We start from the raw sequence: 22,939 nt of genomic DNA, 5'->3' as shown, positions 1-22,939 counted from the left end.
ATCACGGTTATGGTTTACAGTTCGCTCTCTCGACACAGGGAGGTCAGGTGCGCGCCGCGCTCATTGTCATCACTGGTACGGTGATCGCCCTCTCGGGCTGCAGTGGTGACAGCCGTCCCGTCGCCGCCACGGACACGTCGACGGCACCGGTGCTCGCGCCGGGCAAACCGGGCGAGCCGGCACGGACGCTGTCGCCTGCCGAGGCCGCGACCGCCGTTCCCACACCTACGGCCAACGCGGTGGACGTGACGTTCATGCAGGACATGATCATTCACCACCGGCAGGCGCTCGACATGGCGATCCTCGCCCCTTCAAGGGCCAGCTCGGAGAAGCTGAAGGGGCTCGCCTCCCGGATCAAGGACGCGCAGGGGCCGGAGATCCAGTACATGACCACGTGGCTCCAGGACCAGGGCCAGAAGGTGCCGGACCACCACGCGGGACACGCCGACATGCCGGGCATGGCCACGCCCGAACAGATGGAGGCGCTGAAGGCGGCGTCGGGGGCGGCGTTCGACAAGCTCTTCCTCGAGCTGATGATCGCTCACCACACAGGGGCGATCACGATGTCGACGAAGGTGCTGGGCGAGGGCTCTCACCAGCGGATCACCGAGCTCGCCACCGACATCGGCGTCGAGCAGACCGCGGAGATCCGCCGGATGCGCGAGATGCAGTCGGCCCGCTGACCGCCGCACCGCCCACCTGACGACCACACGCCGCCCACCCCGGCCCGCTCGCACCGCCCACCTGACGACCACACGCCGCCCACCCCGGCCCGCTCGCACCGCCCACCTGACGACCACACCCCGTCCACCGCGCCCCGGCCCGCGCCGAGGGAGACGGCACCGGCCCCAGGGAGCGCGCGCCGTAGAGGGGTGGTCGTGCGGGAAGGCCCGCGCCGGGGAGGGCGCGGGCCCGGGCGTGGAGGGCCGTCAGTGGCCGTGGCCTCCTCTGTAGCGGGTCTGGGTCTGCACGTTCAGCCGGTCGGTGTGGACGCCGTCGGCCGGGTTCACGCGCGGGTCCCTGACCCGGAAGACGTCGAAGCCCCGGAAGATCTCACTGCCGAAGATGTAGCCGTTGTAGTAGTACGCCGACCAGAATCCACCGAGCGTGAGCTGGGTGTCGTTGATCGGGCCCCGGTCGAAGAAGGCGATCTCCCGCGGGCGGGCCGAGTCGGTGAAGTCCCAGACCGACAGTCCGCCCTGGTACCACGCCTGCACCATGATGTCGCGCCCCTTCACGGGGATCAGCGACCCGTTGTGGGCGACGCAGTTCTCGGTGCTCGCCTGGATCCTGGAGATCTTGTAGTAGCTCTTGAAGACGAACTTCTTGTCGACGACGTCGAGGATGGCGTCGGCGCCCCTGGTCGGGCCCTCGGCCGCGGTGCAGCGGGCCTGCGTGCCGCCGCCGAGCTCGTCGGTGAAGACCACCTTGGTGCCCGCGTTGTTGAACGTCGCCGAGTGCCAGAACGCGAAGTTCGTATCGCGTACGGTGTCGATGACCTTGGGGTTCTCCCTGTCCGAGATGTCCATGAGCACGCCGTCGCCCATGCAGGCACCCGCGGCGAGGTCCTTCTCGGCGTAGACGGTGATGTCGTGGCAGCCGGTGGTGTCGGCGAGGAGGTTGGGCTGCTGGGTGCGGTCGTTGCCGCCGTCGGGGAAGATCACCGGCATGTTGACCACGGCGGCCGCGCTCGGGTTGCGTACGGGCACCTTGACCACGGAGATGCGGTCGTGCGGCGGCTGGCAGTCGGGGAGGTTGGCCGCCGGGAAGTACGAGGAGACGTAGACGTAGAAGGCGTCACGCGACTTGCCGGGCACGAGCGTGTGGGTGTGCGAGCCGCAGTTGGTCTCCACGGACTTGACGTACCTGGGGTTGGCCTTGTCGCTGACGTCGAAGATCCGCAGGCCCTCCCACGAGCTCTTCTCGCTCGCCGGCTGCGGCGTGCTGGCGCAGGAGTCGTCCTTGCGCGATTCGTCGACGGAGGTGACAAGGAGGTCGCCGTAGATCGTGACGTCCATCTGGCCACCCGGGCAGCTGACCGTGCTGACCAGCTTGGGGCGCTTGGGGTGCTTGATGTCGTAGATCGAGAATCCGGTGTAACTGCCCACGTAGGCGTAGTCGCCCTGGAAGGCGATGTCGGTATTGATCTGCACACCGGTGGGCAGATCGAGGTGGGCTTCGTGCCGGATGTTGTCACTCTTGGTGACCTCATCGGCGGCCGAGGCGGGGACGGGGACCAGGGCGATCGCCACGACGATCCCCGCCACGAGGGAGGATAAGCCACGCAATCTCATGGAGCCTCCAGAGACGGAAATGCCCTGGATTATCCATGTAGTCCAGAGATCAACCAAGTGATTGTCCGGGAACTGTGACGCGAAGGGTCAGGAGCCTGTCCGCCAGGAGTGGAGGTAGTCCTCCTGCTCGGCCGTCAGCCGGTCGATCTCGATGCCGGCCGCGGCCAGCTTGAGCCTGGCCACCTCGACGTCGATGTCCTCGGGCACGTCGTAGACGCCCGGCGCGAGCCGTACCCGCTCGGTCGTCAGCCAGGCGACGGCGAGGGCCTGCGCGGAGAAGGACATGTCCATGACGGCGGCCGGGTGGCCCTCCGCGGCGGTCAGGTTCACCAGGCGGCCCTCGGCCAGCAGCAGCAGGCGGCGGCCGTCGGCGAGCACGTACTCGTCGGTGTTGGGCCGCACCCCCGGGTTCAGCGCCACGGCGAGCCCTTCCAGCGCGCGCACGTCGATCTCGATGTCGAAGTGCCCGGCGTTGGCGAGGATCGCGCCGTCCTTCATCGCCGCCAGGTGCTCGGCCGTGATGACGTCGCGGTTGCCGGTGACGGTGACGAACAGGTCGCCGACCGTCGCGGCGGCCCCCATCGCCCGGACCTCGTAGCCCTGGAGCGAGGCGTCGAGCGCCTTGACAGGGTCGATCTCAGTGACGATCACGCGGGCGCCGAGACCCTTGGCCCGCTCGGCGACGCCCCGCCCGCAGTAGCCGAACCCGGCGACCACGACCGTGCGGCCGGCGAGCATCACGTTGGTGGCGCGCATGATGCCGTCGAGCGTCGACTGGCCGGTGCCGTACCTGTTGTCGAACATCCGCTTCGTCCGCGTGTCGTTGACCGCGACCACGGGGAACCTCAGCGCGCCCTCCGCGGCCATCTGCCGCAGCCTGATGATGCCGGTGGTGGTCTCCTCGCAACCGCCGCTGACACCGTCGAGCAGATCGGTGCGCTCGGTGTGGAGGATGTTGACCAGGTCGCAGCCGTCGTCCAGGACGATGTCGGGCGCCAGGTCCAGCGCCTGGTGGATGTGGCGGTAGTAGGTCGCCCTGTCGACGCCCGCGCGCGCGTGGACGGCGATGCCGTAGCCCTGGAGCGCCTCGGCGACGTCGTCCTGGGTGGAGAGCGGGTTGGAGGCGGCCAGCGCGATCTCGGCACCGCCGGCCTTGAGCGCGCCCATGAGGACGGCGGTCTCGGCGGTCACGTGCAGGCACGCGGCGATCCTGAGACCGTCGAACGGGCGCTCGCGCGCGAACCGCTCCCCGATCGCGGTCAGCACGGGCATCCCTCTGCCCGCCCAGGCAATCCGCCGCTCTCCCACGACAACTCCACTTTCTCGTACGGCACGCCGGCTCACGGCCACCGTGGTCACCGGTGACCGCCCGTCCATCACAGCACTCCAGCAGGACTCCGGTGGCCACCGTCACGTGGCTCCCACGCCCGGATCCCCCACCGCGGAGGCGCCGGACCCGCCTGCCGTACGGGATGAAGGACGGTCATCAGAGGACGGCCATCCGCGGCCACGCGGACCGGGATATGGGAAGACGGCGGGAGCCCGGAGCCGGGCGCCCGCCGTCGCGAAACCGGTCAGTAGCGGTAGTGCTCCGGCTTGTACGGGCCCTCGACGTCGACGCCGATGTACTCCGCCTGCGCCTTGGTCAGCGTGGTGAGCTTCACGCCGAGCGCGTCGAGGTGGAGGCGGGCGACCTTCTCGTCCAGGTGCTTGGGCAGCGTGTACACGCCGATCGGGTACTCCTCGGTCTTGGTGAAGAGCTCGATCTGCGCGATGACCTGGTTGGTGAAGGAGTTGGACATCACGAACGACGGGTGGCCGGTCGCGCAGCCCAGGTTCATCAGGCGGCCCTCGGCCAGCACGAGGATGGAGTGGCCGTCCTCGAAGATCCACTCGTCGACCTGCGGCTTGATGTTGTTCCTGACGATCCCGGGGGTCTTCGCCAGGCCGGCCATGTCGATCTCGTTGTCGAAGTGGCCGATGTTGGAGACGATCGCCTGGTGCTTCATCTTGGCCATGTGGTCGGCCGTGATGATGTCGAAGTTGCCGGTGGTGGTCACGAAGATGTCGGCGATGCCGACGACGTCCTCCAGCGTGGTGACCTGGAAGCCGTCCATGGCCGCCTGGAGCGCGCAGATCGGGTCGATCTCGGTGACGATGACGCGGGCGCCCTGGCCGCGCAGCGCGTCGGCGCAGCCCTTGCCGACGTCGCCGTAGCCGCAGACCACGGCCACCTTGCCGCCGATGAGGACGTCGGTGGCGCGGTTGAGGCCGTCGATGACGGAGTGGCGGCAGCCGTACTTGTTGTCGAACTTCGACTTGGTCACCGAGTCGTTGACGTTGATCGCCGGGAACAGCAGCGAGCCGCTCTTGAACATCTCGTAGAGGCGGTGGACACCGGTGGTGGTCTCCTCCGTGACGCCCTTGATCTGCTCAGCGATGTTCGTCCACTTCTTGTCCTCGCCGACCGTGCGGGTGAGCAGGTCGATGATGACGTGCCACTCCTCCGGGTCCTCCTCGGAGGCGGCGGGGACGGCGCCTGCCTTCTCGTACTCGGCGCCCTTGTGGACCAGCAGCGTGGCGTCGCCGCCGTCGTCGAGGATCATGTTCGGGCCCTCGCCGCCCGGCCAGGTGAGCGCCTGCTCGGTGCACCACCAGTACTCCTCCAGCGTCTCGCCCTTCCAGGCGAAGACGGGCACGCCCTGCGGGTTGTCGACCGTGCCGTCGGGGCCGACGGCGACCGCGGCGGCGGCGTGGTCCTGGGTGGAGAAGATGTTGCAGCTGACCCAGCGGACCTCGGCGCCGAGCGCGACGAGCGTCTCGATGAGGACGGCGGTCTGGATGGTCATGTGCAGCGAGCCCATGATCTTCGCGCCGCGGAGGGGCTGGGAGGCCGCGTACTCCTTACGAACCGCCATGAGGCCGGGCATCTCGTGCTCGGCGAGCCGGATCTCCTTGCGGCCGAAGTCGGCGAGTGAAAGGTCTGCGACCTTGAAGTCCATCTGTTTTACCCCTCGATACACGAAGTTGTCGCCGTTGAGTTTAAGCGCGGGTTCTCCACGTCGCATCCCACGGGGGTCGAATCTTCCACAAGAATGTAAGGATGCGCATCACGGAGGCAGCGAGACGGTTGGGGATGTCCCCTCGGATGCTCCGCTACAGGGAGGCACTGGGGCTCTTGCCGCCGGTCAGGGAGCAGGGCGCCCATCGCAGGTTCACCGAGGAGGACCTGACGGCCGTGGCCCAGGCGGTGGAGCTGGAGAAGCGGTTCGACGTCTCTCCCGCCGAGCTCGCCTTCGCGCTGCGGGCGCTGGCCGAGCCCGCGGTGACGCAGGCCGTCAGGGATCTGGGCCTGCGCGTCGGCCGCCTTCAGGCGCCCAGGAGGGCCCTGGACTTCGAGAAGGAGAAGGCGCTGCGACTGCTGCAAACCAGAGCGGGGAACAGATCGTCCAATCGGGTATGAAGGCTCTCGTTCTCGCCACCGCCGTCGCGGTGGCCCCCGCGCTCGCCCTGATGCCCGCGCCGGCGTCAGCGGCCTCCTCGGGGCCGACGGTGAAGGTCTACTTCTCCGCCGACTTCGACATTCCCGGCAAGGTCGTCGCCGTGACCAGGAAGGCCCCCAACAGCGGGGTGGCCACGTTCGCCGTCCAGCAGCTCATCAAGGGCCCGACCAAGGCAGAGCGCAAGCGCGGCCTGCACTCGGAGCTCGGCCCGCAGATCAAGGGCAAGTCGAACTGCGGCGCCGACTTCAAGCTCTCGATCACGAAGGGCACCGCGACTCTGCGCTTCTGCCGCACGGTGGTCGGGCTCGGCATCGGCGCCGACGCGCGCGTCCTGCACACGATCGACAGGACGCTGCGTCAGTTCAGCACCGTCAAGAAGGTCATCACGCTCGACAAGGGCGGGCGCTGCCTGTTCGACCAGACCGACGCGGGGACCTCCTGCATCACCGGGCACGAGTGACCCGTTCGCCGCTTTCCAGGGGGGAGGCCGCCGAGGGGGCTATCTGGCGGCGGCCTTGTCCAGGTCGGGTTCGAGGTAGATGACGCGGGCGATGGGGACGGCGGCGCGGATGCGCTGCTCGGCCTCGTCGATGCCGCGGGCGATCTCGGCGGCCGTGTCGTCGTGGTCGACGGCGATCTTCGCGGCGACCAGCAGCTCCTCAGGGCCGAGGTGCAGCGTGCGCATGTGGATGACGCGAGCCACCTCGGGCGCGCTCTCGAGGGCGGTCCTGATCTGCGTCTCGACCTCGGGCGAGGCTCCCTCGCCGAGCAGCAGCGACTTGGTCTCGATCGCCAGGATGATCGCGATGATGGCCAGCAGCACACCGATCATCAGGGTGCCGATGCCGTCCCAGACGCCGTCGCCCGTGATCACGGCCATGGTGACGCCGAACAGCGCGAAGATCAGACCGAGCAGCGCGCCGAGGTCCTCCAGGAGCACCACCGGCAGTTCGGGCGACTTGGAGCGGCGGACGAACGCCACCCAGCTCTGGCTTCCGCGGTGCTCGTTCGACTCCTTGATGGCCGTCCTGAAGGAGAAGGCCTCCGCGATGATCGCGAAGATCAGCACGCCGAACGCCCATGCGGGCGACTCGATGGCGTGCGGGTCGCCGATCTTGTGGATGCCCTCGTAGATGGAGAACACGGCGCCGATCGTGAACAGCACGACCGCGACCACGAAGGCGTAGAAGTAGCGCTCCCTGCCGTAGCCGAACGGGTGCTCCTTGGTGCGGCTCCGCTGCGCCCGCTTGCCGCCGAGCAGCAGCAGCGCCTGGTTGCCCGAGTCGGCCACCGAGTGGATCGACTCGGCCAGCATGGAGGAGGAGCCCGTGAACAGGAACGCGACGAACTTGGCCACGGCGATCGCGAGATTCGCCCCCAATGCCGCAATGATCGCTTTCGTACCGCCGCTGGCGCTCAACGCACTTCTCCACTCATGCCACTGAATTCCCGGACATGGGATCTTATTGGGAAATTCTCGCCTTTAGCTCTGTGATCGATGTCACCGGGGTCGGATCGATGCCGTAGCCGAGCGCGAGATAGGCGCTCGCGTAGTCGACCAGCTCGATCAGCGTGGCCAGCCGTTCGAGCGGGTTGACGCCTTCCGCGATCAGCTCGCTGACCGGTACACCGCGGTCCTCGGCCACCTTGAACAGCGCCTGTGGCCGGTCGTCGGCCTCGCGCAGCACGACCAGCCGCAGCGTGCGCTCGGCGGTGTCGGCGAAGATGTCGCGTTCGGCCAGCGGGCCGTCGAGCACCGCGAGCTGGTTGTGAAGTGCCTCGGGGAGCTCGCCCCAGATCGCTGGATATTTCGCGTTCTCATGAAGTTGGAGCGCCAGCCGGTGGGCCGCGACCGCGGTCAACGGCGAGGCGCCCCACACCATGGGCACGCTCTCGGCCAGCTCCATGGCCAGCGCCTTGCCAGGATTGACGAACGACTCGCTCGAAGGACGGCAGCGGTGCGCCATGTCCTCCAGCGCCCTGGCCACCCCCTCGAACAGGTCAGTGCCGTCCTGCGTGAGCCCCAGCGCACCAGCGCCCGCCAGCAGCGGCACGGCCAGGCTCCACAGGCGGGCACGCGGCGGGCCCTGCGCCGTCACCGGCACGAACAGCGCCGACGACTGTGTGGCGACCGCCTGCAACGGCGAGCCCTGAGCGCCCACCGCCATCAGCGACGCGCCCCGTCGTACGGCCTCGGCCGCCACGGCGAGCGTCTCCGTCGTCTGACCCGAACTCGACACCGCCATGACCAGGTCGGCGGCGCCCACCCAGCCCGGCAGCCTTCCGGAGCGCACGGTGACGATCGGCACCGGCGCGCCGTACCCGCAGATCACCGCCAGGATGTCCCCCGCGAGCGCGGCCGCGCCCATGCCCGCCACCACGATCGCCCTCGGCCTGCCGTCGCGAGCAAGGCGCGCGACGCCCGCCTCACTCGCGTCGCGGTGGGCGGTGCGCACCTGGGCGGCCGCCGCGGCGATCGCGGGCAGCATCGCGCCCTGGTCCGCCTCGGCGAGCAGGGACTGGTCGTCGAGCCGCTCGGGCTCCCAGGTCACGGCTTCCTTGCCTCGTCCACGAGCAGCACGGGGATGTCGTCCCTGACCGGGTAGATGAGGCCGCAGCCGGTGCAGGCCAGCTCGTCCGGGCCGTTGGCAGGGTCGTCCTCCGCGCGCAGCGGTGACTTGCACGCCGGGCAGGCCAGGATCTCCAGCAGCCAGTCGTCGATCTTCACTCTTCAGCTCCTTACAACGGCGAGGACTTCGTCCCTGATCGCCGCCATCTGGCTCGTGTCGGCCGCCTCGGCATTCAGCCTGAGCAGCGGCTCGGTGTTGGACGGACGCAGATTGAACCACCAGCCGGACCCCGTCACGGTCAGGCCGTCGAGCTCGTCGAACTCGCCACGCCCCGCGAACCGCTCCCGCACCCGCCTCAGGGCGGCCTGCTGGTCCGCGACCGTGCTGTTGATCTCGCCGCTGGCACTGTAGCGGGCGAACGGCCCCAGCACCTGCGACAACGGCCGATCCTGCTCGCCCAGCGCGGCCAGCACGTGGAGCGCGGCGAGCATGCCGGAGTCGGCGTACCAGAAGTCACGGAAGTAGTAGTGGGCCGAGTGCTCCCCGCCGAAGGCCGCGCCCGTGCGGGCCATCTCGGCCTTGATGAAGGAGTGGCCCACCCGCGTGCGCACGGGCACACCGCCGTGCTCGGCGATGATCTCGGGAACCCCGCGCGAGGTGATCAGGTTGTGGATGACGGTCGAGCCTGGGTGCTTGGCCAGCTCACGCGCCGCGACCAGCCCGGTGATCGTGGACGGCGAGACCGACTCGCCGCGCTCGTCGATCACCCAGCACCTGTCGGCGTCGCCGTCGAAGGCGAGCCCCAGGTCGGCACCCGTCTCGAGCACGACTCGCTGCAGGTCGCGCAGGTTGTCCGGCTCGATCGGGTTGGCCTCGTGGTTGGGGAAGGTGCCGTCGAGCTCGAAGTAGAGCGGCGTCACCTCGATCGGCAGCCCCTCGAAGACGGCGGGGACGGTGTGGCCGCCCATCGCGTTGCCGGCGTCGACGACCACCTTGAGCGGCCTGATGCACGACAGGTCGACGAGCGAGCGCAGATGCTCGCCGTACCCGCTGAGCAGGTCCTTCTCGATCCTGCTGCCGGACTTGCCCGACGGGATGCCGGCGGACAGGTAGGCGGCGGCCCTGTCGCGGATCTCGGTGAGCCCCGTGTCGGTGCCGACGGGCACCGCCTCGGCGTGGCACATCTTCATGCCGTTGTAGCGGGCGGGATTGTGGCTGGCGGTGAACATCACGCCCGGCAGGCCGAGGCTGCCGCTGGCGTAGTAGAGCAGGTCGGTGGAGCCGAGCCCGGCGTCGATCACGTCCGCGCCCCTGGCGGTGGCGCCGCGGATGAAGGCGTCGGCCAGCGCGCGCGAGGACACCCGCATGTCATGGGCGAGTACGGCCTGCGTCGCGCCGAGCACGTCCACGAACGCCGCCCCGACCGCCTCGGCGCTCTCCTCGTCGAGCTCCTCGGGCACCACGCCGCGCACGTCGTACGCCTTGAAGATCCTGGAGAGATCGCCCACTCGTCCGCCCCTTGGTCGCCTGCCTACTGGGACGAGCCTACTAGCGGTCCCGGTGGGGTTGGGCGGAGCGCAGAACTCGCAGGTGGCCGCGACGGCCGACCTCGACGCCCTGCCCGACGGGCTCGGTTCCGCCGGACGGCGCCGGCCTGGCCGCCTCGCGGACGGCGTTCGCCAGCGCCTCGAGGTCGTCGGTGCTGGGGCTGCCACCGTCCGTCGGCAGGCGCACGACCTCCCACCCGCGGGGGGCGGTCAGCCGTTCGGCGTGTTCGGCGCACAGGTCATAGCAATGCGGCTCCGCGTACGTCGCCAAGGGGCCGAGAACAGCGGTCGAGTCGGCGTATACGTACGTGAGCGTGAAAACGGCAGGCTGACTGCAAGCAGTGCGGGAACAGCGACGGACGGGGCTCACGGAGGGACCGTATCTGCTATGCGTGCGAGGCGCCACTACCTGAGCGCTCTTAACGAGCGTGTCGCCACAATTCGGACACCTGTCCCACTGTTTCCACCCACCTGTACCGATGTTGGCCCTGATTAGGTGCGACCGAAAGCTTAAGCTGGGGTGGTGACACCCACGCGTGGCCCTCGACGGCGCGACCGCCACGGGCGCGGCCTGCGCGGCCCGCTCGCCCCTTCGTACGTTCCTCTCGCCCGCTCGCGCAGCGAGCGCTTCGACGACCTCGTCCTCGACGCGGTCGACCGGCTCAAACCCAAGTGGGGCAAGCAGCTGGCCGCCGTGGAGTTCGCCGTGGAGGAGGTGCCTCCGGTCAGCGAGCTCGGCGACGGCCCTGGGCGGATGGGGGCGGATCCCATCCCGTTCGGAAGGGCCGACACGGCGGCGGCGGGCGAGCCCGCGTCGGTGGTGATCTACCGGCGGCCGCTGGAGGCGCGCGCCAGGGACCGCGACATGCTGGGGGCGCTGGTGCACGACACCGTGGTGGAGCAGGTCGCCTCGCTGCTCGGGGTGTCACCCGAGACCGTGGACCCCGGCTACGACGAACGCTGACCCGGTCGTCACCCTCCAGGGCGTGTCCCCGGTATCTCACCGTCGCCCGGAAGGCCGGGACCCGCCGGTTACGGGAGGATGACAGCCGGGTCGGCGGTGAACGTCGGAAGCATCGTCCACGTTCGCCCGGGCGACAGCGTGCCCACGGTGATCAACTCTCCGCCCTTCACCCGTTCCCTCGTCACGCGCCCGCCGTACACCTCGCCCGAGACCGGTGTCACCACCACCCCGCCGGACACCTTCACCACCTTCGTGCGCGCCGCGGGCACGTCCACCGTCGTGGTCTCCCGCGTGGTCCGCACCCGCACCCGCCCAGGCCCGCCCACCGCGCTCAGCACCAGCGAGGAACCCCTGCGGTCCCCGGCCGCCGCGCTGCCCAGGTCCAGCGCGGGCGTGCCCGCCGTGAACGCCACGTCCGCCGACGTCGAGACCGCCATCCCCGCCACCACGGGCACGTCCGATGTCAGCACCAGCGCGGCGGCGTGCCCGTCCAGCCCCTTGGTCAGGTCCGCGACGGCGACGCTCCCCGCCGGGACGTCGACCGTTTCACGCCCCTTCATCGCATAACTGCCGTCCGTGCTCACCGCACGCACCTGCACCCGCGCGTCCTCCGCTCCCGGCGCCGCCACCAGCAGCTCGCGCCGCCCCTCCCCCGACGGGATGCCGGGCACCACGACCCTGGTCGCGGGCGGCAGGGCCGCGGGCAGCCAGTCGACGCCGCCGGCGTCCAGCTCCGTTCGCGCGGCGACGGCGAGCCTGCCGCTGATCGTCGTCACCTCGACGGCCGCCACGGTCGCGGAGGGAGCGATCGTCTTGAGGTCGAGGACGAGGTGCGCGCCTGGCTTGATCGTGATGCCGCGCCCCGCGTCACCGATCACCGGCCCCTCGGCCGAGTACACGTTCACGTCGGCCAGCGCGGGGGAGGCGTCGGCGTTGGCCAGGTGGAGCTCCACGTCGGCGGCCGAGGGGCCCGGCCCGACGAGCCAGGTGCTGCCCGCGGGCTCGGTGCACCGCACGCCGGCGAGGCCGCGCGAGCGCCCCTTGGTCACGCGCGTGCCGATCGACGCCTCCAGCCCGCTCGCCCTGGCTCCCGTGCCCGTCACGACCACGGGTTCGTCGCCCTTGATCGCCGATCGCCACGACGGCTCGGCCACCGCCTTGCCGCCCACGGTCACCTGCCCGGCCCCCGGCTCGCTGAGCACCGACACCTCGGCACCGCGCGGGGCGGGGCACACGGCCATGACCGACTCCACGACCACCTTCTGCGGCGCCTTGGCCGGGGGCGGCGTGGGCGCGGGCCTGGTGAGGAAAGCGACGCCGTACAGCGCGCCGAGCGCGACCAGGACCAGCAGCATCAGGCCGAACCTGTTCTCGACGAATCTCTTCATCACGCCACCGCCACGACGAGAGGGTCGGCCGTACGGGCACCGGGAGCGGCCAGCACGAGCGCCAGCAGCGTGAGGACGGCCTGCGCCCACAGCATCGGCGCGCGCAGGGGATCGTCGGCGGGCGGTCCCACCCGGGCGGGCGGTTCGACCAGCCGCCAGAGCCCTTCCGTCTCGCTCAGGCTCAGGTGGACGAGCTGCGGCTGGGAGTCGAGCGCCTTGGTCATCTCCGCCGTGGGATGGGACACGGCGACGTAGGCGATGCCGAGCTTCGCCAGCGTGGCGGCGTCGGCGCCGCCACGCCCCGCGACCAGTCCTGCGGCCGCCCGGGCCACCTGCTCGCGGGCCGCCTGCGTCACCGGCAGCTCCGCCTCTCCCAGCAAGGGGGTACGGCGGTGCAGCACCGTGAACTCGTGGCCGCGCAGCAGCAGCGTGCGCAGGCCCTCAGGCGACCCCGCCCCCGCGATGGCCGGCACGGGGTCGGGCGTCGAGCCGCTGAGCGGGCCGCGCGTGCCGTCCGCGATCCAGAAGGCGGCGCCCAGCACCGGCGTGCTGAAGGCGAGCGCGACGACGCCCACGGCGCACAGCCTGCGCAGGCCGCCCGCGGCGCGCAGCTCGGCCAGGCGGTGCGCGGTCAGCGCGACCAGCACGAGCAGCCCCGTGGCGGCGAACGCGAGCGGGATGCCGGGCCAGGCCCTCGCAGCAGCGCCCCCCGCCGCGGGGGTCACGGTGATCCGGCTGACCAGGATCGCGACGAGCACGCCGTACACGGCGATGCCCCAGCCGATCGCGACGATCATGCGCTGGCGGCGGAACAGCAGCGCCGCCAGCGCGGTCACGATCAGGCCCGCGGTGATCCAGAACGGCGGCAGCCCAGGCCCGCCAGGGCTGAAGGTGAGGAAGGAGTGCGGCGGCAGCGCGGGGTCGATGAGCTCAGGCCGGTGCAGGCCCGCCTCAAGAAGGAGCAGGCCTGGGTGGTCGGCGAAGCCGCGCAGCCACGGGTAGAGGAGCACCGGCGGGACGACCAGCGCCGTGGCGAGCTGCCGCACCCTGCCGAAAGCGATCATGGCGAGCACGCCGAGCACGGCCAGCAGCACGTAGACGAGAGGCGCGAACGCCGTCCCGACCGCCAGCAGCAGGCCGAGGCCCCAGCCCGCGCGCCGTGCCCGCCGCGGCTCGGCCGACAGCAGCTGGACGCCGAGCCCCGCGTAGACGGGCAGCAGCACGAACACGACGGCCGTGCCGAGCCGCCCGGCCGCGACGGCGCCGGTGGCGACGGGCAGCAGCGCGTAGGTCGCGGCCAGCCAGATCCGCGCCGACACGGCGGGGACCATCTTCCTGGTGGCCAGGTAGGCGGAGGCGCCCGCCAGCGGGACCGAGCCGAGCAACAGCACGGCGACCGCCACCCACGTCTTTCCGAGGAGAAGCGAGGAAAGGGCGGCGACGACCGCGACGTACGGCGGCGCCCACGCCGTCGAGCCGAGCCCGCTGTCGTGGAATCCCTCCAGGTAGAAGCGCCACAGGTCCGAGGCGTCGCCGACGACCGGCACCAGCGCCCCTCCGCCGAGCGAGGGGCCGCCCGCCAGGGAACCGAGCACGTGCCGCTCGGCGGCCAGCGCGACCAGGGTCAGGGCCAGCGTGAGCAGCACGCCAGGACGGCTGAGGAAGCGCCGGAGGAAGCCCGAGTCGTCGAGGATGACCTCGTCGTCCTCGCTGGGCGGCGCCACCACGGCGTGGTGCCGGCCCGCGGACTCCACGGGCCCCTCACCGGCCAGGAAGCCCTGCACCAGATCGCGCAGGCGCCGGTAGCCGGCGCCCGGCGGCGTCAACAGCCGCTTGACCGCGGGATAGCCCTGCTTCCTGCCGTTCCTGCGGCGGCGGCGCGCGCTGATCATGCGGCCCGGATGCAGCACCACCGAGCCGACCGCCGCCACCTCGTCCCACGCGTTCGCCGGCTGCTTGGCCACGAGGAACAGCAGGACCCTGAACGTGGAGCCGGCCACGTTGCGGGCGAGCGCCCTCAGCATCGCGGCGAACGGCAGGTTCGCCATGACGACGAACATCGCGTTGCGCCGGTCCAGCCGCCTCGGGTGGTCGCCACTCGCGGTGATCCGTCGTCGCCTGCGCGCCGCCGCCTCGGCGTGGTAGGCGACCGCCCGCCGTACGTTGACGACCCTGTGGCCCGCGTTGCGCACCCGCCAGCACAGGTCGAGGTCGTCACGGAAGAGCGCGAGCGCGTGGTCGACGCCGCCGACCTCCTCCCAGACGTCGCGGCGGACCAGCATGCCCGCCGTCGAGACCGCCAGCACGTCGCGGTCGCCGTCATGCTGTCCCTGGTCGTACTCGCGCGGTTCGAGCCCCGTGTCGCGCCTGCCCCTGCGGTCCACGGTGACGCCGACCTCCAGCAGCAGCCTGCGGTCCAGCCAGTCGCGCAGCTTGGGCCCGAGGACGGCGGCCGCGGGGTCGCGCTCGGCGGCCATCAGCAGGTGGCGCAGCGCGTGAGGATCGGGGGCGCAGTCGTCGTGGATCAGCCAGATCCACTCCCCTGGCACGGCCTTCAGCTTGCCGAGCACCTCGGAGACCGCGGCGCCGAAACCGGTCGAGCGGGGCAGACGCAGCACGTTTCCCTGGCCGAGGGCGTGCTCGAGCAGCTCGGCCGAGCCGTCGCGGCTGCCGTTGTCCGCGCCGACGACCCGATCGGCCGGACGGCTCTGCCGCAGGACCGCCTGCAGCGTCTCCCCCAACCAGCGGGCGCCGTCATGAGCGACGACGATCGCGGTGACGACAGGTGCGGACATCGGCACGGCTCCAACCAGGGGGGATGATCAGCGCCGGACACCATAACAGTGAAAAGGGTCACGCGGCAGACACCGAAACCGCCGCGTGACCCTTGGAGATATCTTGTTAAACGGCCTGCTTCTTGATCCTTCGGCGTTCCCGCTCGGACAGCCCACCCCAGATGCCGAACCGCTCGTCGTGCTCGAGTGCGTATTCCAGGCACTCGGCCCGCACCTCGCAGGAACGGCAGACCTTCTTGGCCTCTCTGGTGGAGCCACCCTTCTCCGGGAAGAACGCTTCCGGGTCAGTCTGAGCGCACAACGCACGCTCCTGCCAGCCGAGTTCTTCAGCGTCAAGCTGATCCTGTGCGATGACCACCAACTCGGTCACTGCACACCTCCCTGCCGCCCGCCCGCAATGGAGCCCCCCATGGACGCCTCCTTACATACCCACCCTGGAGGCGTAACAACATGGCTGTAATTACACGCGCGTGCTGTAGGTGACGTCAAGCGGCATGCCGGTATCCGGGGAAAGACCACCTCGCCCCGGTGTGCTTGCCATGTGCTGTTCAGGACCGGGTGAAACCGGGATCCATGGCCTTGACGTGACTTGTTCAACGCTGTCAGCGGTCGGAACCGTACCAGGGCAGGCTTGACGCCCGCCCAGGGCCCACCTTCTCTCTATCCGGTAATGACCGATCTCTTACCTGCGCGGATCGTTCGGCGTGTAGATGGCCGTGGGGTCTATGGGGTCGTCACCGGGGCGGTACGCGCCCTGGTCGAACCTGATCGTCGACTCGGCGGGCGAGGCCTGCGACGGGTAGCCGGCCGCGGGCGGGGACTGCGGGTGGCCGAACGGGTCGTCGTACGGCTGCTGGTACGGCTGCGCGGGATCGAAGTGCAGCTGCGGGTGGGTGCCCGCCGTGGACTGCTGGTACGTCTCCGCCTGCTGGTAGGCGTGCAGCATCTGCTGCGAGCGCGGGTCCACGGGCGGATCGGGCTCGGTGTAGAGCGGCTGCTGCGGCTGGGCGTACTCCTGGCCCGAGTAGCCGGTGAACGGGGTGCCGCCCTGGTGCTCGAAGGCGGGAGCCTGCTCGTAGTAGGGCTGCTGGGGCTCCGGCTGCTGCTGGTACGGCGCGCCCTGCGCGGTGTCGGCGGGCTGGTAGGGCTGCGGCTCGTAGACGTTGGGCGCGCTGTGGGTGGGGGTGTAGGCGTTGGGCAGGCTGTCGGCGGGCACGTAGGGCGCGGGCTGGTACTCCTGCTGCTGCGCGTACCCGTTGGTCGGCAGCGTCTCCGACGGCGTGTAGCCGCTCGGCTCCTGCGGCGCGTAGGGGTTCGGCTCCGGCTGGTAGGCCTGGGGCTCGGGGGCGTAGGCGCTCTGGAGGGTCTCGGCCGGCGCGTAGGAGGGCTGCGGCGTCTCCACGGGCGGCGCGAAGGCGTTGTGCGGCGTGTCGTACGCGGCCTGCGGCGTGTCGTACGCGGCCGGCGGGGTTTCGTACGCGGCCGGCGGGGTGTCGTACGCGGCCTGCGGCGTGTCGTAGGCGGTCGGAGCGGCCTCCGCGGGCGCGTACGGGCTCTCCGCGGGCGCGTACGGGCTCTCCGCGGGCGCGTACGGGCTCTGCTGGGGCTCGGCGGGCGGTGCGTAGACGCTCTGCGGAGCCTCCGCGGGCGGGGCGTACGGGTTCTGCGGCGTCTCGGCCGGCGGTGCGTAGGCGCTCTGCGGCGCCTCAGCGGGGGCCGCGTAGACGTTCTGCGGCGTCTCGGCGGCGGCCGCGTAGACGTTCTGCGGCGTCTCGGCGGCGGCCGCATAGACGTTGTGCGGCGCCTCGGCGGCGGCCGCGTAGACGTTCTGCGGTTCGGGCTGCGGCGTGGGCGCAGGCGGCAGGGCGGGCAGCTCCGGCTTGGGCTGCGGCGGCTGGTAGGCGTCCTGGTGGGCCTGCTGCGGAGCGGGGGCGGCCTGGTTGTAGGCCTGCTGGTCGTAGCCCTGGGCGCCGCCGAAGCTGGGCGGCTGCTGTCCGTAGCCGGAGGAGGCGGGCTGCTGCGCGTAACCGGCGGGCTGGCCGTACTGCGGGGCCTGGCTCGGCGGCTGCTGGCCGTACTGCTGGGCGGGCGGCTGCTGCGCGGGCGCGTGCTGGCCCGGGGCCTGCGCTCCGGGGGCCTGGCTGGGGGGCTGCTGGCCGTACCCCTGCTGGGCGAAGCCGCCTGGCTGCTGACCGAAGCCGGGCTGCTGACCGAAGCCCGGCTGCTGGCCGTACCCGCCGAAGGCGGCTGCCGGGCGCGCGGCGAGCACCTGCGGCAGCAGGTAGGCCACCCCGATCCCGGTGAGCGCCAGCGTGGGCACGCCGGTGAGCACGAAGGACAGCAGGCTCATGAAGCCCATGCCGGAGAAGAGCCCCAGGAGCAGCGAGATGGCGCCGAAGAACGCGCCGGCGGCGAGCGTGCCCGCGGCGCCGTAGGCGATCGTCTTGGCCTTGGGCGTGGGATCACCCAGCTTGGTGACCAGCACCACGGCCCCGACGGCCAGCGCGGCCGCCACGGGGCTCGTCAGGTCGCCCTGGACCAGGCGCGCCCTGACCAGCAGAGAGGTCACCGCTCCCGACTCCGCGACCAGCAATTGCAAAAGCGCGACGAGGACGTTCCCCGCCGCGACGGCAAGCATGATCCATGCAGCCGGCTCTCTCAGCCGGCTGACGTCTATTTTGCTCACTGTTACCCCCAGCTGGTGGCTTACCACCCGGGGTGAGTTTGCCACATAGCTGACTTTGGTGGCGGGAGTCCCAGCAAGCTCATCTATCCCAATAGTCCCTGATCAGGTCCTATACACCGAAATTTCGTGACACATGGACATGGAACGCTGCCTCTCCGGACAGGTCGCCGAGACCCGGATGCGAGACTGACGGCATGCGTATCGTGTCCCTAGCCGGCGGCATCGGCGGCGCCCGTTTCCTTCGTGGCCTGCGTGCCGCCGCCCCCGACGCCGAGATCACGGTCATCGGCAACACCGGTGACGACATCACCCTCTTCGGCCTGCGGGTCTGCCCCGACCTCGACACCGTCATGTACACGCTCGGCGGCGGCATCAACGAGGAGCAGGGCTGGGGGCGGGAGAAGGAGAGCCACGTCGTCAAGGAGGAGCTGGCCGCCTACGGCGTCGAGCCGCAGTGGTTTGGGCTCGGCGACCGCGACTTCGCCACCCACATCGTGCGCTCCCAGATGCTGGAGGCCGGCTACCCGCTCTCCCAGATCACCGAGGCCCTGTGCGCGCGCTGGCAGCCGGGTGTGCGGCTGCTGCCGATGAGCGACGACCGCTGCGAGACCCATGTCGTCATCACCGACGACCAGGGCCGCCGCGCCGTCCACTTCCAGGAGTGGTGGGTACGGCTGCGCGCCTCCGTCCCCGCGGAGTCGATCGCGCTGATCGGCGCCGACACCGCCACTCCCGCTCCGGGGGTCCTCGACGCCATCGACGAGGCCGACGTGGTGATCCTGCCCCCGTCCAACCCGGTGGTGAGCATCGGCACCATCCTGCAGATCCCCGGCATCCGCGACGCCCTGGTCGCCAAGACGGTCGTCGGCGTCTCCCCCATCATCGGCGGCGCGCCCGTCCGCGGCATGGCCGACGCCTGCCTGACGGCGATCGGCGTGGAGACCAGCGCGCAGGCGGTGCTGTCCCTCTACGGCGCCGACCTGATCGACGGCTGGCTGGTGGCCGAGGAGGACGCGTCGGTCGCCCTCGACGGCGTACGCGTCGAGGCCCGCCCGCTGATCATGCACGACGCCGACGCCGCCGCGGACATCGCCCGCGCCGCCTTGACCATGGCCCAGGAGCTGTCCCGATGACCGAGACGACCGCGATCCAGGTCTTCGGCGTCCACGGCATCGGCGAGGTCCGCCCGGGGGACGACCTCGCCGCGCTGCTGAAGGAGCAGGATCTGCGCGACGGCGACATCGTCGTCATCACCTCCAAGATCGTCAGCAAGGCGGAGGGCCGCGTGCGGCGGGGAAGCGACCGCACCGAGGCCATCGAGGAGGAGACCGACCGCGTGGTCGCCAGGCGCGGCGACACCGTCATCTCCCAGACGCGCCACGGCTTCGTCATGGCCGCGGCGGGCGTCGACGCCTCCAACACCGAGCCCGGCACCGTCCTGCTGCTGCCCGAGGACTCCGACGCCTCCGCCCGCCGGATCAGGGCCGCCCTCGGCGGACGCGTCGGCGTGATCGTCTCCGACACCTTCGGCCGTCCGTGGCGTCACGGACTCACCGACGTCGCCATCGGCGCGGCGGGCGTGCGTCCGCTCGAGGACTTCAGGGGTGGCACCGACACCCACGGCAACCCGCTCAACGCCACCGTCACCGCGCTGATCGACGAGATCGCCGCGGCGGCCGAGCTGGTCAAGGGCAAGCTCACGGGCGTGCCCGTGGCGATCGTGCGCGGGCTCGCCCATCTGGTGACCGCCGACGACGGGCCCGGGGTGCGCCCGCTCATCCGCCCCGCCGACGAGGACCTGTTCCGTTACGGCTCCCGTGATGTCGTCTTCGCCCGCCGGACGATCAGGGAGTTCTCCACCGCTCCCGTCGACCCCGAGGCGGTACGGCGAGCCGTGGCGGCGGGCATCGCGGCCCCCGCGCCGCACCACACGACGCCGTGGCGCTTCGTCCTGGTGGAGTCGGCCGAGACCCGGTCGCGGCTGGTCGACGCGATGCGGGAGGCGTGGATCGCCGACCTGCGCGGCGACGGGTTCACCGAGCAGTCGATCGCCAAGCGGATCAGGCGCGGCGACGTCCTGCGCAACGCGCCCTACCTCGCCGTGCCGTGCCTGGTGATGGAGGGTTCCCACACCTACCGTGACGACAGGCGCAACGCCGCCGAGCGGGAGATGTTCGTGGTCGCGATGGGCGCGGGCGTGGAGAACTTCCTCGTGCAGCTGGCGGTGGAGGGGCTCGGCTCGGCGTGGGTGTCGTCCACGATGTTCTGCCGCCCCGTGGTGCGGGAGGTGCTCGACCTTCCCGAGTCGTGGGATCCGATGGGCTGCGTCGCCATCGGGCACGCCGCCGCGCCGCCGCGCGACCGCGCCCCGCGCGACGCGGCCGACTTCTACGTCACCCGCTGACGGTCCGGCCGTGGCGGGGCCCTGGTTCCGGACGGACCAGGGCCCCGGGCCGTCCGGTCAGACGACCGGCAGTGTGCGGCGGACGCTCCGGCAGACGCCGTCGCTGGCCGCCGAGGCCGCCAGCCGCTCCGCCGACGGCGTGCCGTACTCGGTGGTGCGCTGGCGCAGCGGCCGCCCGGTGGGGGCGACCATCTCGGCGATCTCGGTGATCGTCTTGTAGGAGCCGTTCTCCGAGCCCGCCATGCGGCTGATCGTCTCCTCCATGAGCGTGCCGCCGAGGTCGTTGACACCGCCCGTGAGCACCTGGCGGCACAGGTCGTCGCGCAGCTTGACCCACGAGCACTGGATGTTGCCGATCGCGCCGTGCAGCAGGATCCGCGCCAGCGCGTGGACGGCGCGGTTCTCGCGGGCGGTCGGGCCGGGCCGGGCGATGCCGGCCAGGTAGATGGGCGCGCTGTGGTGCACGAACGGCAGCAGCACGAACTCGGAGAACCCGCCGGTCCGCTCCTGGATGCTCCTGATCAGCTTGATGTGCTGCACCCAGTGCAGGTGCGTGTCGACATGCCCGTACATCATGGTCGAGGTCGTCGGGATGCCCACGCGGTGCGCGGTGGTGATGACGTCGATCCATTCCCTGGTGGGCAGCTTCCCCTTGGTCAGCACCCAGCGGACGTCGTCGTCGAGGATCTCGGCCGCGGTGCCGGGCAGGGAGTCGACACCCGCCTCCCGTGCCGCGGTCAGCCAGTCCTCGATGGACAGGTTCGTACGGCTCGCCCCGTTGATGACCTCCATCGGGGAGAAGGCGTGCACGTGCATGCCCGGCGTCCTGGCCTTCACCGCGCGGGCGATGTCGAAGTAGGCGGTGCCGGGCAGGTCGGGGTGGATGCCGCCCTGCATGCACACCTCGGTGGCGCCCGCCTGCCAGCCCTCCTGCGCGCGGTCGGCGACCTGGTCCAGGGACAGGGTGTAGGCGTCGGCGTCCGTCCTGCGCTGGGCGAACGCGCAGAACCTGCACCCGGTGTAGCAGACGTTGGTGAAGTTGATGTTGCGGTTGACGACGTAGGTCACATCGTCGCCCACGGCCTCGCGCCTGAGGTGGTCGGCCAGGCGGGCGAGCTCCTCCAGGGCCTCGCCGTCCGCGCCGAGGAGGGCGACGGCCTGCGCGTCGGTCAGGCTCGCGGGGTCCTTCTCAGCCTGGCGGAGCGCCTCGGCCACGTCACCCATGACTCCGACGCCAGGAGAGCGCCCGAGCGCCGCCTCAGAGGAGGACGCTCCCGAGCCCGGGAAGCCGCCGGCCTCCGCGGAGGCCGGCGTCGCCGGGAAGTCGGGCGCCTCCTGCGGGGAGCCGTCACCCTGGAGCCCGACGGCGGTCGCGGGCGTGGGGAGCCGGTCACGGAGGGCTTCCCAGTCACCGTAGACGTTGTCGAAGTCGTCGCGCCGGTCGTTCGTGCGCCCCGAGGTGTCCACCTCGACGTGCAGGTCGGTGCGTCCCGAGGCCGCGAAGCCGCCGTCGGGCTCCTGCCAGGGCCGCCCCACCAGCGGGGCGTCCTGCCTGGCGAGCCCGGTGTCGGGGTCCACCAGCGCCGACACGTGCGCGAAGAGCCTGGGGTCGAGCCACGGCTCGCCCGCCAGCACGTACTCGGGATAGATGGTCAGCCGCTCCCTCAGCTCGAACCCGGCCGCGGCGGTGCGGGCGGCCAGTTCCTCGATGTTCGGCCAGGGGCGCTCGGGGTTGACGTGGTCGGGGGTGAGGGGCGAGACCCCGCCCCAGTCGTCGATGCCCGCCCTGATCATCAGCGCGTACTCGTCGTCCACCAGGTTCGGCGGGGCCTGGACGTGTGTCTTCGGGCCGAGCACCAGTCTGGTCACCGCGATCGTCGCGGCCAGTTCCTGCAGGGACGCGTCGGGCAGCCCGCGCATCGCGGTGTCCTGCTTGGCACGGAAGTTCTGGACGATGACCTCCTGGATCCCGCCGTACTCCCTGGCCACCCGCCGCATCGCGAAGATCGACTCGGCTCTGTCCTCGATGGTCTCGCCGATGCCGATCAGGATGCCCGTGGTGAAGGGGACGTTCGAGCGGCCCGCGTCCTCCAGCACGCGCAGCCGTACCGCGGGGTCCTTGTCGGGGGAGCCGTAGTGCGGCTGGCCCTTCTCCTCGAACAGGCGGCGGGAGGTGGTCTCCAGCATCATGCCCATCGAGGGGGCGACGGGCTTGAGCCGCTGGAAGTCGCGCCACGAGAGGACGCCGGGATTGAGGTGGGGCAGCAGGCCCGTCTCCTCCAGCACCCTGATCGCCATCGCCCGCACGTACGAGAGCGTGTCGTCGTAGCCGTGGGCGTCCAGCCAGGAGCGGGCCTGGTGCCAGCGGTCCTCAGGCCGGTCACCGAGCGTGAACAGCGCCTCCTTGCACCCCATGGCCGCGCCCTGCCTGGCGATCTCCAGGACCTCGTCGGGGCTGAGGAAGGCGGCGGGCAGCCTGCCCGGCGCGGTGGCGAACGTGCAGTAGCCGCATCTGTCCCTGCACAGCCTGGTCAGCGGGATGAACACCTTCTTGCTGTAGGTGATGACGCCGTTGCGGCCGTTGGCGTCACGCACCCGTGAGGCGTGCTCCAGGAGGGTGTCCAAATGCTCGTCACGGGCCTGGAGCAGCACAGCGGCCTCGGTGAGATCGAGGGCCTTCCCGTCGCGGGCTCTGGCGAGCGCCCGACGGAGTGCGGAATCGCTGACTTGGGTCATACCGGCACATTAGTCGTTAAGCAAAGCTGAAGGGTGGTCCGTAGAAAGTCTC

The 22,939-nt window shown here is 70.9% G+C and carries 19 protein-coding genes; 6 read left to right on the top strand and 13 right to left on the bottom strand.

Translation table 11 applies throughout. The features are described 5' to 3' along the window. Positions 1-47 precede the first annotated feature (47 nt). The gene (locus ACFSKW_RS09385; protein ID WP_379571241.1) at positions 48-683 is read left to right on the top strand and encodes a DUF305 domain-containing protein; all 636 of its coding nucleotides are present in this window, start codon (positions 48-50) and stop codon (positions 681-683) included. 246 nt (positions 684-929) lie between these two features. On the opposite strand, the gene ACFSKW_RS09380 is transcribed toward ACFSKW_RS09385, so the two are convergent. The 3 genes from ACFSKW_RS09380 to ahcY all read right to left on the bottom strand — a co-directional run bounded on the left by ACFSKW_RS09380 (position 930) and on the right by ahcY (position 5,296). After that, positions 930-2,294, bottom strand: coding sequence for an LVIVD repeat-containing protein (locus ACFSKW_RS09380; protein ID WP_379571239.1), 1,365 nt, complete (start codon positions 2,292-2,294; stop codon positions 930-932). Positions 2,295-2,381: 87 nt separating this feature from the next. Next, complete coding sequence (locus tag ACFSKW_RS09375; protein WP_379571523.1) at positions 2,382-3,644, bottom strand: adenosylhomocysteinase; 1,263 nt, start codon at positions 3,642-3,644, stop codon at positions 2,382-2,384. Between the two features lie 224 nt (positions 3,645-3,868). Then, on the bottom strand, positions 3,869-5,296 hold the full coding sequence (gene ahcY / locus ACFSKW_RS09370; protein WP_379571237.1) for an adenosylhomocysteinase: 1,428 nt from the start codon (positions 5,294-5,296) through the stop codon (positions 3,869-3,871). A 101-nt stretch (positions 5,297-5,397) separates the two neighbouring features. Here ahcY and ACFSKW_RS09365 point away from each other — a divergent pair, with 101 nt between their 5' ends. Both ACFSKW_RS09365 and ACFSKW_RS09360 read left to right on the top strand, forming a co-directional pair. After that, a complete protein-coding gene (locus tag ACFSKW_RS09365) occupies positions 5,398-5,757 on the top strand; it encodes a MerR family transcriptional regulator (protein WP_379571235.1) in 360 nt (119 codons plus the stop codon). Then, a complete protein-coding gene (locus tag ACFSKW_RS09360) occupies positions 5,754-6,257 on the top strand; it encodes a GerMN domain-containing protein (protein ID WP_379571233.1) in 504 nt (167 codons plus the stop codon). Before ACFSKW_RS09365 ends, ACFSKW_RS09360 begins: the two co-directional genes overlap by 4 nt. Before the next feature lie 39 nt (positions 6,258-6,296). Here the strand turns inward: ACFSKW_RS09360 and ACFSKW_RS09355 are convergent, their stop codons facing one another. Genes ACFSKW_RS09355 through ACFSKW_RS09335 form a run of 5 tightly spaced genes read right to left on the bottom strand, consistent with a single transcriptional unit; the run spans position 6,297 to position 10,284 of the window. Then, entirely contained in the window at positions 6,297-7,217 is a 921-nt protein-coding gene (locus tag ACFSKW_RS09355; protein ID WP_379571231.1) for a cation diffusion facilitator family transporter, read from the bottom strand. Positions 7,218-7,260: 43 nt separating this feature from the next. Continuing rightward, entirely contained in the window at positions 7,261-8,349 is a 1,089-nt protein-coding gene (locus ACFSKW_RS09350; protein WP_379571229.1) for an SIS domain-containing protein, read from the bottom strand. Then, positions 8,346-8,525: a Trm112 family protein gene (locus ACFSKW_RS09345; RefSeq protein ID WP_379571227.1), complete on the bottom strand. Its 180-nt coding sequence runs from the start codon at positions 8,523-8,525 to the stop codon at positions 8,346-8,348. The genes ACFSKW_RS09350 and ACFSKW_RS09345 overlap by 4 nt, the downstream gene beginning before the upstream one ends. A 3-nt stretch (positions 8,526-8,528) precedes the next feature. Beyond that, positions 8,529-9,875, bottom strand: coding sequence for a phosphomannomutase/phosphoglucomutase (locus ACFSKW_RS09340; RefSeq protein WP_379571225.1), 1,347 nt, complete (start codon positions 9,873-9,875; stop codon positions 8,529-8,531). Between the two features lie 40 nt (positions 9,876-9,915). After that, complete coding sequence (locus tag ACFSKW_RS09335; RefSeq protein WP_192779898.1) at positions 9,916-10,284, bottom strand: DUF3499 domain-containing protein; 369 nt, start codon at positions 10,282-10,284, stop codon at positions 9,916-9,918. 153 nt (positions 10,285-10,437) lie between these two features. On the opposite strand from ACFSKW_RS09335, the gene ACFSKW_RS09330 reads away from it, so the two are divergent. After that, positions 10,438-10,878, top strand: coding sequence for a metallopeptidase family protein (locus ACFSKW_RS09330; protein WP_379571223.1), 441 nt, complete (start codon positions 10,438-10,440; stop codon positions 10,876-10,878). Between the two features lie 68 nt (positions 10,879-10,946). On the opposite strand, the gene ACFSKW_RS09325 is transcribed toward ACFSKW_RS09330, so the two are convergent. From ACFSKW_RS09325 to ACFSKW_RS09310, 4 genes are all read right to left on the bottom strand, one after another. Further along, positions 10,947-12,266 (bottom strand): DUF5719 family protein, encoded by a 1,320-nt coding sequence (locus tag ACFSKW_RS09325; RefSeq protein WP_379571221.1) that lies wholly within the window; start codon positions 12,264-12,266, stop codon positions 10,947-10,949. Beyond that, a complete protein-coding gene (locus ACFSKW_RS09320; RefSeq protein ID WP_379571219.1) occupies positions 12,266-15,061 on the bottom strand; it encodes a glycosyltransferase in 2,796 nt (931 codons plus the stop codon). The genes ACFSKW_RS09325 and ACFSKW_RS09320 overlap by 1 nt, the downstream gene beginning before the upstream one ends. 106 nt (positions 15,062-15,167) lie before the next feature. Beyond that, entirely contained in the window at positions 15,168-15,431 is a 264-nt protein-coding gene (locus ACFSKW_RS09315) for a WhiB family transcriptional regulator (protein WP_358137184.1), read from the bottom strand. A gap of 312 nt (positions 15,432-15,743) precedes the next feature. Continuing rightward, a complete protein-coding gene (locus ACFSKW_RS09310) occupies positions 15,744-17,699 on the bottom strand; it encodes a hypothetical protein (protein WP_379571216.1) in 1,956 nt (651 codons plus the stop codon). Between the two features lie 242 nt (positions 17,700-17,941). On the opposite strand from ACFSKW_RS09310, the gene cofD reads away from it, so the two are divergent. Together cofD and ACFSKW_RS09300 are read left to right on the top strand one after the other, a co-directional pair. Then, positions 17,942-18,880, top strand: coding sequence for a 2-phospho-L-lactate transferase (cofD, locus tag ACFSKW_RS09305; protein ID WP_379571214.1), 939 nt, complete (start codon positions 17,942-17,944; stop codon positions 18,878-18,880). Next, positions 18,877-20,151, top strand: coding sequence for a coenzyme F420-0:L-glutamate ligase (locus ACFSKW_RS09300; RefSeq protein WP_379571212.1), 1,275 nt, complete (start codon positions 18,877-18,879; stop codon positions 20,149-20,151). Before cofD ends, ACFSKW_RS09300 begins: the two co-directional genes overlap by 4 nt. A 57-nt stretch (positions 20,152-20,208) precedes the next feature. Here ACFSKW_RS09300 and ACFSKW_RS09295 read toward each other — a convergent pair whose 3' ends face one another. Next, a complete protein-coding gene (locus ACFSKW_RS09295) occupies positions 20,209-22,887 on the bottom strand; it encodes a bifunctional FO biosynthesis protein CofGH (RefSeq protein ID WP_379571210.1) in 2,679 nt (892 codons plus the stop codon). Between the last annotated feature and the right edge of the window lie 52 nt (positions 22,888-22,939).

Source organism: Nonomuraea mangrovi, assembly GCF_042681425.1.
Lineage (GTDB): Bacteria > Actinomycetota > Actinomycetes > Streptosporangiales > Streptosporangiaceae > Nonomuraea > Nonomuraea mangrovi.
The sequence above is the reverse complement of the archived record's forward strand: the minus strand, read 5'-3'. Positions and strand labels throughout refer to the sequence as shown.